The sequence below is a fragment of the Eubacterium maltosivorans genome (genome assembly GCF_002441855.2).
In the GTDB taxonomy this organism is placed as follows: domain Bacteria; phylum Bacillota; class Clostridia; order Eubacteriales; family Eubacteriaceae; genus Eubacterium; species Eubacterium maltosivorans.
In genome coordinates, this window is record NZ_CP029487.1 from 3,155,353 (window position 1) to 3,167,834 (window position 12,482).

Annotated in this window: 13 protein-coding genes; 8 read left to right on the top strand and 5 right to left on the bottom strand. The window is 49.0% G+C overall.

Annotation, left to right across the window (positions count from 1 at the left end; all coding sequences use genetic code 11):
- Window positions 1-18: 18 nt before the first annotated feature.
- On the bottom strand, window positions 19-651 hold the full coding sequence (locus tag CPZ25_RS14580; RefSeq protein ID WP_096919100.1) for a DUF3786 domain-containing protein: 633 nt from the start codon (window positions 649-651) through the stop codon (window positions 19-21).
- A 280-nt stretch (window positions 652-931) separates the two neighbouring features.
- Between CPZ25_RS14580 and CPZ25_RS14585 the strand changes: the two genes are divergently transcribed.
- The 7 genes from CPZ25_RS14585 to CPZ25_RS14615 all read left to right on the top strand — a co-directional run bounded on the left by CPZ25_RS14585 (window position 932) and on the right by CPZ25_RS14615 (window position 7,425).
- Entirely contained in the window at window positions 932-1,813 is an 882-nt protein-coding gene (locus CPZ25_RS14585; protein ID WP_096919101.1) for a class I SAM-dependent methyltransferase, read from the top strand.
- Window positions 1,810-2,802, top strand: a complete 993-nt coding sequence (locus tag CPZ25_RS14590) for an ABC transporter permease (RefSeq protein ID WP_096919102.1) — start codon at window positions 1,810-1,812, stop codon at window positions 2,800-2,802. Before CPZ25_RS14585 ends, CPZ25_RS14590 begins: the two co-directional genes overlap by 4 nt.
- The gene (locus CPZ25_RS14595; RefSeq protein WP_096919103.1) at window positions 2,792-3,643 is read left to right on the top strand and encodes an ABC transporter permease; all 852 of its coding nucleotides are present in this window, start codon (window positions 2,792-2,794) and stop codon (window positions 3,641-3,643) included. The genes CPZ25_RS14590 and CPZ25_RS14595 overlap by 11 nt, the downstream gene beginning before the upstream one ends.
- Window positions 3,640-4,551, top strand: a complete 912-nt coding sequence (locus CPZ25_RS14600) for an ABC transporter ATP-binding protein (RefSeq protein WP_096919104.1) — start codon at window positions 3,640-3,642, stop codon at window positions 4,549-4,551. Before CPZ25_RS14595 ends, CPZ25_RS14600 begins: the two co-directional genes overlap by 4 nt.
- Entirely contained in the window at window positions 4,541-5,233 is a 693-nt protein-coding gene (locus tag CPZ25_RS14605; protein WP_096919105.1) for an ABC transporter ATP-binding protein, read from the top strand. The genes CPZ25_RS14600 and CPZ25_RS14605 overlap by 11 nt, the downstream gene beginning before the upstream one ends.
- A 26-nt stretch (window positions 5,234-5,259) precedes the next feature.
- On the top strand, window positions 5,260-6,903 hold the full coding sequence (locus tag CPZ25_RS14610; protein WP_096919106.1) for an ABC transporter substrate-binding protein: 1,644 nt from the start codon (window positions 5,260-5,262) through the stop codon (window positions 6,901-6,903).
- A 321-nt stretch (window positions 6,904-7,224) separates the two neighbouring features.
- On the top strand, window positions 7,225-7,425 hold the full coding sequence (locus tag CPZ25_RS14615; protein ID WP_058696049.1) for a cold-shock protein: 201 nt from the start codon (window positions 7,225-7,227) through the stop codon (window positions 7,423-7,425).
- 43 nt (window positions 7,426-7,468) lie between these two features.
- Here the strand turns inward: CPZ25_RS14615 and CPZ25_RS14620 are convergent, their stop codons facing one another.
- A complete protein-coding gene (locus CPZ25_RS14620; protein ID WP_096919107.1) occupies window positions 7,469-7,684 on the bottom strand; it encodes a hypothetical protein in 216 nt (71 codons plus the stop codon).
- 796 nt (window positions 7,685-8,480) lie between these two features.
- On the opposite strand from CPZ25_RS14620, the gene CPZ25_RS14625 reads away from it, so the two are divergent.
- A complete protein-coding gene (locus CPZ25_RS14625) occupies window positions 8,481-8,843 on the top strand; it encodes a hypothetical protein (protein WP_133067063.1) in 363 nt (120 codons plus the stop codon).
- Window positions 8,844-8,921: 78 nt separating this feature from the next.
- On the opposite strand, the gene CPZ25_RS14630 is transcribed toward CPZ25_RS14625, so the two are convergent.
- From CPZ25_RS14630 to CPZ25_RS14640, 3 genes are read right to left on the bottom strand one after another with little or no spacing between them, the layout of a single operon-like run.
- A complete protein-coding gene (locus CPZ25_RS14630; protein ID WP_096919109.1) occupies window positions 8,922-10,433 on the bottom strand; it encodes an FGGY-family carbohydrate kinase in 1,512 nt (503 codons plus the stop codon).
- Between the two features lie 38 nt (window positions 10,434-10,471).
- Window positions 10,472-11,362 (bottom strand): class II fructose-bisphosphate aldolase, encoded by an 891-nt coding sequence (locus CPZ25_RS14635; RefSeq protein ID WP_058696045.1) that lies wholly within the window; start codon window positions 11,360-11,362, stop codon window positions 10,472-10,474.
- Window positions 11,363-11,403: 41 nt separating this feature from the next.
- Window positions 11,404-12,444: a 2-hydroxyacid dehydrogenase gene (locus CPZ25_RS14640; protein ID WP_096919110.1), complete on the bottom strand. Its 1,041-nt coding sequence runs from the start codon at window positions 12,442-12,444 to the stop codon at window positions 11,404-11,406.
- Window positions 12,445-12,482 lie beyond the last annotated feature (38 nt).

Sequence of the window (12,482 nt, forward strand, 5' to 3'; positions counted from 1 at the left end):
AAAAAGCTGATCGAATGATCAGCTTTTTGTTTTTTCCAATTCTCTCAAAATAAACTCGCCGGCCACCACAGCGTCCTCAATGGTCAGGTAGTGGGACGCGCTTTTGCTTAACAGCAGCTTACCCTCGGGCGGAAACTCTTCATCAGCAAACCAGACCTTCAGCGCGACGGGGTAATGTGGAAGAAAGGGGAGGACAGCGCAGAGATCCGCGTTTGACGGCACAAAGGCCGCGTCCAGTTTCTCGAGGACGGCTTTTATCTGCTCAGGCCGCCTGCCGGTAAGAAAAGCGCGCAGGGCCTGCGCGGCGGTACGGTCAAACTTAGTGCCGCGGATCAGGCCTTCCTGCTGGTCGGCAAAGGGGACAAAGGCATCAGAAACCGGTGTTTCGTCCGCCAGGTCCATGTAGTGGAGCAGGACGAGGTGAAACCACTCGTCAATGGCTCCCCGGCATTCAAATTCCGGATAGGTGAGCGTGTAGGTGCGGCCCAGACTTGTGACCGTGAGAGCTCCGGCCTCCAGGTCAAAAACCGCGCCCGTTTTGCGGGCAAGGTCATCAGGCAGACGCTGCTCCAGCCGCTTTTTTGCAGACTTCAGCATTTCATTAAAAGCCCGGTTATCCTGGGCCTGTTTTGGGTTTGATGGGTCAGCCATGTTGGGTTCCTCTCAAAATTCTATAAAATTGATGATATACATCAGATTACTATTATAGTATCTTATCCTCCCGTAAAAATCAATTCAGAAAACTTTGACGTGCAAAATATAAAAAAAAACTTGTGAAAACCTTTTATGTCTGCTATACTATAGCTTATAAACGTACAGAAAATTGTAAAAGTGAATAAAAAATATTAAGGCTTGAAGGCTGTTGATTTGATTGTAATCATGGCTTTTGAGCTTTTTTTGTTGTTCGACAAAAAAGTAAAGGTAGAGTTTAGTGAATCGAAGAGAAGAATTTTGGATAAAATGCTGGAGAGATGCGGCAGAGCGTTCCCTGTACCGGGAGGCCTTTTCGGAGGAGCGTAAATGCTGGGATGCTTCGGCAGACTACTATGACACGGGTATGGGGAGCAGCAATGAGCGCGTAGATGTTCTGCTGGAGTATTTAAAGTGTCAGGGTTTTTGGGAAGGCACACAAAAACGTGTTCTGGACATCGGCAGCGGCACAGGATCCTTTGCACTGCCCCTGGCAGAGTGTGGCGCTGCGGTGACGGCTTTGGACTGTTCAGCGGAGATGAACCGTATTGTCTGCCAGAAGGCCCAGGAAAAAGGTGTTGATGTGAAGGTGCAGACCGGCGATTTTAACCGGCTGCCATTTGAAACACAGGCTTATGATCTGGTAATCGGCAGTATGAATCCTGGCCTTTATCATCCGGAGCCTTTTTTAAAAATGCTGAGTCTCAGCAGGGATCTCGTGGTTTACGTGGGAATTTGTGACACGCCTGTTAAACAAAAAAGTGAGAAGTGCCGTAAATCCTTAGACGAAATCCTGCTCGGGCACACCCTGACCCACGGCGGCAGCAATCAGGTAAAGTACCCGTATCAGCTTTTAAAGGCAATGGGCTATGAGCCAACTGTGTTGCCAGTACAATGCCAGTGGCACTGCGCAGAGGAGGAAAACCAGGCAGTGGAGCGTCTGGTCCGCCATTACGAGACCGTGGAAACAGGGATCACGGTTAAAAAATGGCGTGAAGCAATCCGGAACTATGTAAAAGATAATTTAGAAGAAGGACATTTTATCAACGAGGGCAAAACCGTTATGGGTGTTTTAGTCTGTCCGCTAAAATTGGAAGAGACAGCGCTGGAGATGACAGTATGAAAAAAGTATTGTACTATTTGCTACGCGCTCTTGGGTTAATCCTTGTCGCAATCAGTCTGAATTTTTTACTGGTTCACCTGATGCCTGGAGACCCGTTATTACACATACTGGGAGAAGAAGAATATTTTACGCTTTATTACAATTACCCGGAAATTCTGGACAAGGTAAGGGTTCAGTACGCTCTGGACGGTTCTCTCTTTGAGCAGTATATCCGGTTCCTTTGGAATACCGTCACCTTCCAGTTTGGAAAGTCTTATATCAGCGGCCAGAATGTGGTTCAGGTGGTGCTGTTCCGGCTCCGCTGGACTCTGATTTTGTCGGTTACGGCCATTATTCTGTCAGCCTTTGTGGGCGGCGCCTTAGGCATTTTTGCCGGGTATCATAAAGGCGGACGGGCAGATTCGTCGCTGACCTTTATTTTTCTGCTGTTCGAGACCATACCGGCCAACTGCCTGGCCCTCATCGTTCTGGTGATCTTCGCCTTTAACCTGCACTGGTTCCCCGTTGGCGGCATGGCCTCGGGTGGGTTGACCGGCTGGGCGAAATTTGTGGATACCCTGTATCATATGGTGCTTCCGGTCAGCGTATTAGCCCTGTTTAAGACCTCGACTAATTTTTTGATGATGAAAAGCTTTGTCTCACAGATTCGGGATGAAGAATATATCCTCACCGCTGAGGCCAAGGGGCTGCCGCGGCACAAGGTGTTGTTCAGGCATGTGCTGCGCAACGTGGCCGTCCCCTATGTGACACTGCTGTGCATGCAGTTTGGCTATATGCTTGCGGGTTCAATGCTGATTGAGGTAGTTTTTTCGTGGAAAGGTCTGGGAACGCTCATCTACGACGGCGTCATCCAGCATGACTATCCAACCGTCCAGCTGTGCTTTTTGCTCATTGCAGTCTGTGTCATCTTTTTTCAATTCATTGCGGACATTCTCGCGTGGAAATTTGATCCGAGGATAAAGGACGGTGCGGTCATTCATGAAGCTTAAAAGGTATCAATTAAAACAGGTACACCTTTGTGTCTGGGCAGGCGCCATTATTCTGGCTTTTTTTATCTTTGTCGCTGTCTTCGCAGACGCGCTCATGCCCTATGGGATGGAGGAGCTCACAGCGCCCTTTCAGAGACCATCCTCAGAGCACCTGCTTGGAACAAATGATATTGGGCAGGATATTTTCAGCGAGCTCATTCTCGGTACCCGGACAACCCTGCTGACAGGAATCACTGCGGCGGCGTGTATCATCATTATCGGGACAGGTATCGGTCTGGCAGGCGGTTATTTTGGCGGACGGCTGGACAAAGCTTTGCAGTCCCTGACAGCAGTCGGGATGACGATACCGCAGCTGCCCTTTGCCATTGTGTTTGTGGCGTTTATGGAGCCCAGCATGTGGAATATTGTGATTGCAATCTGCCTGACCGCGTGGCCGACCACGGCCCGCCTTGTCAGGGCAAAGGTACTGGAAGTCCGCCAACTGCCCTTTGTCCGGGTTGAGGAGATGATGGGGCAGAAATCCAGCGTCATTATGCTGCGGCATATCTTACCCAATATGAGCGATATCGTCCTGATGCGGGCCACTCTGGCAGTAGCCACCTCAATGGTGACAGAGGCGAGTCTGAGCTTCTTGGGGCTCGGCGTCTATAATCAGAAAAGCTGGGGCTCCATTTTATACTATGCCTTCCATAAAAATGGTGTCGTGGCAGGCTACACCTGGTGGTACGTGCCGCCAATCATCTGTATCAGCCTTTGTATTTTTGCCTTTGTGCTGATCGGCTATTATGGGCTTGGAACCAGGAGTCCGGGAAAACGTGAGGAATATCAGGTAATACAATGATCGAGATCAAAAATTTGACCATACAGTTTAACAGGCAGCCGCCAGTGGTGGAGGATATGAGCCTTACGGTGCCAGAAGGAGGCCGCACTGTTATTTTGGGCGAATCCGGCAGTGGCAAAAGCGTGACTTTGGCGGCCATATTAGGCATTTTGCCAAATGACGCCGCAGTTCGGGGAAGCATAAAAATCGGCGGGGACGAGGTGCTGGGCCTTAAGGAGCGCGAGCTTCGAAAAATAAGAGGGAAGGTCATCGGCTATATTCCGCAGGGAAGCGGAAACGGGATGAACCCGCTCATGACTGTTGGAGAACAGGTATCCGAACCCCTTGTTGAACACAGCGGCCTCAAAAAAGACGAAGCCCTTCAAAAGGCAAAGGCGTGGATGGAGAGGCTGGGCCTGGCGCCGGCCGATAAACTGGCAAAGGCGTACCCCCATACGCTCAGCGGCGGTATGCGCCAGCGTGCGCTCATGGCAATGGGCGCCGCCGGAGGCGCCAGAATCCTTTTGGCAGACGAGCCCACAAAGGGTCTGGATGAAAAACGGATCGCAGAGGTAGAAAAGCTTTTGCGGACACTGGATGACCGCACATTGCTGTGCGTCAGCCATGACATCCGTTTTGCCAGCAGAATCGCAGATACCGTCTGTGTCATGTATGGCGGAAAAACCGTCGAGGTGGCAGCGGCCAAGACATTTTTTAAAAAACCAAAGCATCCCTACAGCAAAATGCTGCTGGAAGCACTGCCGGAAAACGGATTAAACTGCCCGGGCGGTTATGCGCCCTCCATTGACAAACGCTTTGCCTGTGCTTTTGCGCACCGCTGTCCACAGGCCAGTGGAAAATGTCTGGAGGCACCCAAAATGGTCAGAGCAGAACAGCATTATGTGAGGTGTCATCTTTATGGGGCTTAAAATTGAGCATGTATCACACCGCTATCCGCAGCAGGAGGATTTTGTCCTGAGGGATGTTTCAATCACACTGGAAGACAGCCAGATTGTTGGACTTTTAGGGACGAGCGGAAGCGGAAAATCAACGCTGGGACAGATAGCTGCCGGGCTGATCCGTCCGGCACAGGGAAGGGTACTCTATCAAGGCGAGCCCTTTCAGGCCCTGCCCGCAAAGGAAAAAAGGCGTAAACGCGTCCAGATGATCTTCCAACATCCCGAGGTATCCTTTAATCCCAGGCTTTCGCTGGATAAAAGCATGGCTGAGGTATACAGGCTCTGTAAAAAAGAGTATAACGAAGCGGCGCGGCGCGAAATGACAGAACATTTTGGTATCTATCCAGAGCAGCTGAAACGAGTGCCGGCACAGCTTTCAGGAGGCGAGCTCCAGCGGCTTGCCATTGCCAGAGCGCTTTTGCCAGAGCCGGATATTCTCATATTAGATGAGCCCACGTCCATGCTGGATGTGATTTCACAGGCGCAGGTCATGCGCATGCTGCTCGCACTGCAGAAAAAAAGAAAGCTGTCCTACCTTTTTATTACCCATGACGTGGCCCTCTGCCGTTATGTGTCTCATAAGATTTATACCATTGAAGAGGGCATTATTGTTGAAGACAAGCAGCTTAATCCAGCTGCTGTTGATAAATAACCATTTATTAAAGGAGTAAAAAAGAAATGAAAATTAAAAGAGTGATCGCAGCCTGTTTGGCAGCTGTGATGGTGGCATTGCCCTTGTCGGGCTGTGGAAACGCAGGAGGCGGGCAGCAGGGAAATGGGTCAGGGCACGTAGAGGTGCTGCGTATCGGGACAACCTACAAAAACGATGGCTACAGCGCCATGAACAGTGAAAGCGCTTATGGCCGCCTCAACTACCATTCCTTTTCGCAGCTGAATTTATGGCGTTTTGATGAGGAAGGAAAGCTGACTGGAGACGGCTGTTTTTTCAAAAAATGGGAGATCAGCGATGATAACAGGCAGGTTACCCTTCACTTCGATCCGCTGGGCAGCTTAAAATGGCATGACGGCGAGCCAGTGACCATTGAAGATGTGCTGTTTACCTTCGATTATTATAAGCAGCAGAACATGACCTGGTTCTTAAAAATCACATCTGTCGACCAGATTGACGATACCAGTATCCGTCTGAATTTTGATGACAGCGAAGCCTTTGCGTTTATGAATGAGGCAACCCTGTCTTACTACATTTTACCAAAACATATCTGGGAAAACGTCACAGAGTCCAAAAAGTATACAGAGCCCAACGCCGCAGTCGGCTGCGGACCCTATAAATTCGTTTCAGCCGACGAGGATGCCCAGACATCCTATTATGAAGCAGTGAGCGATTACCCGCTGGGAGAGATCACCGTGGATAAAGTTGAGCTGAAGAGCTTTGATAACCAGTCCTCCCTGATCATGGCAATGCAGTCCGGGGAGATCGACGTCATGTACGGATACTCCTCCTCACTGGACACCACACTGCTGCCAACCATCGAAAGCGACTCCAATATCGACCCGGGAGAAAGCCTGAATTCCGCCACCTATCAGATCGTTTTTGGGTTCAATCAGTACCCGACAAACGACCTCAATTTCAGAAAAGCCGTTCGTTATGCTCTGGATTACGAGCTTCTTGCCCAGTCCATCGGCGGCGGACATGGCCAGATCGCCAATGAAGGCGCTGTGTCGCCCGCCTGCCTGGGCTATGACAGCAGCCTTCCAGAAAATAAACGGGACTTGAAAAAAGCCGCTGAGCTGCTGGACCAGGCGGGCTTTGTGGATAAAGACGGCGATGGCATGCGCGAGCTTCCAGACGGCAGCCCCATGAATGTGAAAATCGCCCTTCAGGGATCAACCGAAATTTATAAGCGCATCGCAGAAATGCTTCAGACCAATCTGGCAGAAGCAGGAATACGGGTATCTGTTGACGAGCAGACCATTTCAAATCCAGACTATACTAAACAGCTGAGAACAAACAGCGCGTATGAAATCTATCTGGGCATGACCACGGTCGGTATTGCCAGTTGGACAGGCATTGCCAGCTACATTGCCGATATTACCATGACGAGCAATCAGCATTTTGGAACCTACGCCGACCCGGCTTATCTGGACGCTTACTCAGGAATGATGAAATCCGAAAACTATGACGAATACAGCGCAGCTTTTAAGGATATCCAGAAAATGAACGCCGAACAGGCTCCGGGCATTGCTCTGGCCATCATGAAAACCTACTTCCCTTACCGTACCGATAAGATCACCGGCTGGGTAAACTACCCTTCACGCGGCGTGATCAATGGCGAGACCTGGTATAAGGCCGTCGCCAAATAATACGTGAAACCCGAATTTATAAAAGCTGCATTGCGCCAAAAAAGCGGATGCAGCTTTTATTTTGTTCAGGTATTCACGATTTAAGATTAGAGCTTTCTTAAGAGATTCAGCCTTTTTATAAAGAGAATTTGACAAAAAGCATCCTGTGGGTTATACTAAGAATGTATTTAAGAGAGTATCAATTGATTTCACATATTTTTGCAAGTCGTTTTTGTCTACTTAAGTTCAATGTAAGCTTGGTGACAAGAGGGTTTGCAAAAATATGTGTTTTTTTATTCTACGATTGCGAATATAATATAATATTTCAGGAGGTACCAATTAATGAATAATGGTACAGTAAAATGGTTTAACAGTGACAAAGGTTTTGGTTTTATTTCAAGAGAAGAAGGCGATGACGTATTCGTTCATTTTTCTTCAATCATGGGCGGCGGCTTTAAGTCTTTAAATGAAGGCGACAAGGTAAGCTTTGATATCGAACAGGGCGCTCGCGGCCTTCAGGCTTCAAACGTAACTGTTATCTAAATAAAACGCCATAAATAGCTTTAAGCCGGATTAAAAATCCGGCTTATTTTTGTGTTTGCGCGCGTTGTTTTTCCAATATCCAGGCACTGGCCTGTTCTGATTTCAAGTGAATGGTGTAGCCAAGATCTCTGGCTGCGAGGACAATTTCGTCCGGTAGACAACCGTTGGAAAAATAAAGCGTTAACTGTCCTTTGGGATTAAAGGTTTTGTGTAAGGTTTGTTCAGTGATGTAATCCTTAATGGCTGCTAACCGTTTCATCTATAGGCCTCCTTGCTTTTTTTATAAATATATCCAAAAGAAATTTTTTTTAACTGCTATAAGATGTTTTAAAGGTTACGGAAAGGGTATAAATGATTTTGTCAACATATACAAATCTCCTATAATTTGTATGGTAACCTCTTTTCATTTAGCTCAGTCTCCCTGCGGGACACCCATGAAGCCACTTTCCGAAGTGGCTTCATGTTTAAATACTTTTGTATTGGATATAAATAGTTCTGAACAACATACCTCAAATTTAATTTACATCTCCCCAAATTTTACTCTCCCTTTTAAAAGTCTCCGGTCCTGAATCGGAGGCTTTTTTATTTCAGGCATAAAAAAAGACCAGACAGCGCTGGACATCAATCAAATCTAACAGGTTTGTCTCAGATGGCTGCGGTCTACTAAAAAAGATAGGGGTAGTACCGTGCTCTGAGAAAAACGTTAGACTTCTAATTACTTTTTTATTATACCACATCAGCGTCCATTATGCAAAAATTCTTAAGACATGCCTAAAAGAGATCAAAAAGAAGAGCGTATGTTTAAACGCCCAGGCCAGGGGTATAAATAGTTTTGAACACACATACCTCTTACTTAGATTAAGCGAAATACCTAATCTCCCCCAATACTTTTCCTTTCAAGCGCCCCCGGTTTTTAAGCCGGGGGTTTTTTGTTTGAAAAAGAGGCGCGGAGAGGACAGGAGGGTAGCTTTTTTATTAGGACAGATATAAAAAATGTGTTAAAATAACAGAAAAGGGGAGCGTTGACAGCGCCCTATAAAAAGGCGGTATACTTCATGAATTATAAGATCATTTATTTTGAGGGCGAGGGCTTTACCTCGCTGGCAGATTTTAAGAAGGCATATATCCTTGACATCGACCGGATGCCCACCATCATTGCCTATGACAAGGGACAGCGGCTTGAGTTGCGGAATATCCGCAGCGTTACCACCGAGGAGCTGAAGGATTTCGGCACCCTGCTCAAAATCACGACAAACCGCCAGAGTGTTTACGCGGCAGTTGTGATCGTCAGCTTTAAGGGCGGCCTGGCCGTGGCCCACAACGTCAAAACCGCCAACCTGAAGGTCCAGCTCGAAAAGCTGGCCGGTCTGGACGATTCGGTGGAGCGCTACGGGTATTATGAGGTCCGGAAGAAGTAGAATCAGCCTGAAGAAAGCAAAGAAAGCCACCATCCTGCCGCATGTGCAGGATGGTGGCTTTCTTTTTAGTATGAATTTTTATTGTTCGTTCCAGTAAATATTCATGATCTCAATCAGACGTGACCAGTTCTGGTAGCGCTTTTCATAGAGCTCGAAGTTTTCAGTGTGCGATGTGACAGGCGGGTTGATCTTAACGGCCTGCTCAAAAGCTTTCTCGTAGCTTTTGTACAGACCAGTGCCAACCCCTGCGGTGATGGCGCATCCCAGGGCACCTACTTCATTGCAGTCTACGGTCTCGATGGGAAGCTCGATAATGTCGGCAAAAATCCTTGCCCATACCTGACTTTTGGCGATGCCGCCAGTCAGACGCACCACATCCGCTTTACAGCCCGAGTCCCGCAGAAACCGTATGTGGTAGCGGTGCATAAAAGCAACGCCCTCGGCCAGAGCGTAGGCCAGCTCGGCATAGGTGGTGTTCTGGTCGATATTGAAAAATTCAGCCTTTGCATTTGGGTGGACACTTGGCTGAGCAACAAAAGGAAGGTACATAACTTTGGATGTCTCAATGGGAACTGATGCGATCAGCTCGTTTAAAACCTCGTAGTAAGAGCCGCCCTGCTTTTCGGCAATGTATTTTGCTTCCCCGCCCATAGCTTTGCAGAACCATTCATAATTTGAGCCGGAGGCACCTGTGAAGGCGCAGTTTAGATATTCCCCTTTTGTGAGGTAAGGCATATTTGCCGAAGCGCCTGGGATGATCTGCGTGGAATGAGTCTCATTGATACACCAGGTCCCCGCGACGGCAGTTACAATACCGTCTGCTGTGGCTCCAGCCCCCACCAGGCAGGCCAGGACATCCATCATACCGGCAACCACTGGCGTGCCTGGATTCAGGCCAGTTTCGTCTGCGGCCTTTTCGGTAACCGTGCCGACAATCTGTGAGGAGGCGGTTGCGAGCTCAGGTAAAAAAGGCTCAATTTCTGGGATACCGTACAGGTTCAGGAGCTCTGTGGAGTAGTCGGTGGTCGTCAAATCCAGCATGGCCGAGCCGCCAAAAATATTGGCGTCGGTTGCGAATACGCCGGTCAGACGATACATCAGATAATCCTTGAATAAGAGAATTCCGCCTATTTTTTCATAGACTTCTGGCTTCTGGTCTTTAAACCATCGCAGGATCGGTCCAGGTTCCCCCGCATAGAGGGTTCCCTTAATAATATCGTTGATCCGGTCAAAGGAGCCTTCGCGCTTGTAGCCTTCGACGATGCTGTTGGCCCGGTAATCCTGGGAAAAAACACCGGGCGCGATGGATTTTCCGTCTCGGTCTAAAATGATCAGCCCGTTGCCAAAAGAGCACATGCCAATGCCGGCAATTCTCGAAGGGTCGACGGCGGCTTTAGCAAGCATGGATTTGATGCTGGCTGAGGTGGACGCCCAGAGCCGGTCGACGTCAAACGTCTCAAAGCCGGGCGTGTGCGATTCCAGACGCATCGTTGGGTTAGACGCGCTGGCAATTTCTTTTCCACATTGGTCAAACAATACGGTTTTAATCGAGGTGCTTCCGCCGTCGATTCCAATTAAATAGCTTTCCATAGTGATTCCCCCCTGTTTTGATAATCAAAAGATCAGTGCTAAGCGCGGTTGTCTGAACCCAATAACACGATTTTTTTGCTTACGGCTTCTTTTAGCGCGTTAAGCGGACGAAGATTGGCGGTTGAAGGCCAGATGGCCATGTTTTCCATTTCGTTGAGCTGCTTTTTCATTTCGCGGTAATAGGCGTCAATGATTTCTGAAAAAACATTGAGCTTGCAGATACCAAGGCGGACGGCTTCCCGTACCTGTTCGTCGGGAGTTCCAGAGCCGCCGTGCATAACCAGAGGAACCGATGAGAGTTTGTTCAGTTGCTCGAGCCGGTCAAAATGCAGCCTTGGCTCGTGGACATAGACACCGTGGGCTGTGCCTACGGCAACCGCCAATGCGTCCACATTAGTCTCTTCGATGAAAGCGCTCATTTCATCTGGATTAGTCAGTGAATCATCTGGATTGTCGTAGGTGCCATCCCTGTTTTTCTTCACGTCGGTTTCTGAACGGCCGACAATCCCATCGCCGACATGGCCCAGCTCAGCCTCGACCGATACGCCGTGGGTATGGGCGTACTCGGTTACTTCCCTTGTGTTTTTAACATTTTCTGCAAAGGGCAGAACAGATCCATCGTACATGACAGAGGTAAACCCGCTGTCAACAGCCTTCTTGATAAAGGCTGTGTCTGTGGCGTGGTCGAGGTGCAGACAGACAGGGACAGAGGCGCGGCTGGCCATTTTACGGGCGCCGTCAAGCCAGTATTCCATTTTGTCGCCCTCAATGTCGACACATAAGGCCATGAGAATAACAGGAGAGCGCAGTGCTTCCGCTGTCTCTAAAATAGCGAGGGTCATGTCATTATTGCTGGTGTCAAAGGCGGCGACGCAGTAGTGGCCATCCCTCGCGGGCTTCAAAATTTCAGATAAGGTTACGAGTGCCATTTTTATTCCTCTTTCTGTGGTATATTTTTTGACAACAAGGCTTACAAAACGTCAGGATTGACCAGGAAGCGGGAGGTCTTATCCTCCGGAAAAGACAGCATCTCACGGGCCAGCATTCCAGGTGACTGGGTAAAGGCGTCACGACTGCCGCCGGCCATGTGAGGGCTCAGGGTCACGTTGTCAAGCGTGACCAGTGGGTAGTCCTTTCCAGGCGGCTCTCTGTCGTATACATCCAGCGCTGCGCCCATGATTTTATGGTCTTTTAGAGCCTGCCACAAAGCCTTTTCGTCGACAAGGCCCGATCGGGAGGTGTTGATGAAGTAAGCGGTGGGCTTCATGAGGCTTAGCATATGCGCGTCGAAAAGTCTCTCCGTTTCCTGTGTAAGACGGCAGTGCAGGGTGACAAAATCAGAGCGCTGCAGAAGTGTCTCCAACGAGACCAATTCGATGCCTTTGGTTTCCGCTGTCGGTTTAAAGTAAGGGTCATAGACCAGCAGCTCCATCTCAAAACCCTTCAGGCGCTGGGCCACCTTTTTTCCGATGGCCCCAAACCCCACAATACCGGCAGTTTTTCCCGAAAGGTCGGGCATTGTCTCCTTGTTGGTATAGTCCCGTACCCAGTTTCCAAGCTTTAAGTTCATATGTGCCTTTGCGATGTTTCTGCACTCAGCGATCATCAGCCCAACCGTGTAATCTGCCACAGAGTTGGCGTTCCGGCCCGGTGTGTTATAAACCGCGATGCCCTTCTGGGTGGCATAGGCGACGTTGACATTGTCATAGCCGCCGCGCAGAACACCGATGGCTTTCAGGTGGGGACAGCGGTCGATCATGTCTCGGGTAACCGTACAGAATTGTGTGATGATAATATCCGCGTCCTCAACGGCCTTTTTAATTGCCTCGGGCGGCTCATAAGCCTCGCTGCCACCTGTCTCTACCGCGAGGTTGATAGCCTGCAGCGTATCATAGCTGTCGCACTGCCATTCAACGGTTTCAATGACCTCGCCTCTTTCAGCAAAGGCAGCAAAGCCCCTTTTGATATCCTCTCCAGATATCCAGACATCTCCAATACCCACGATTTTCATTTTTCTCACCCCTTCATATTAAAGTTATCTCAATCATA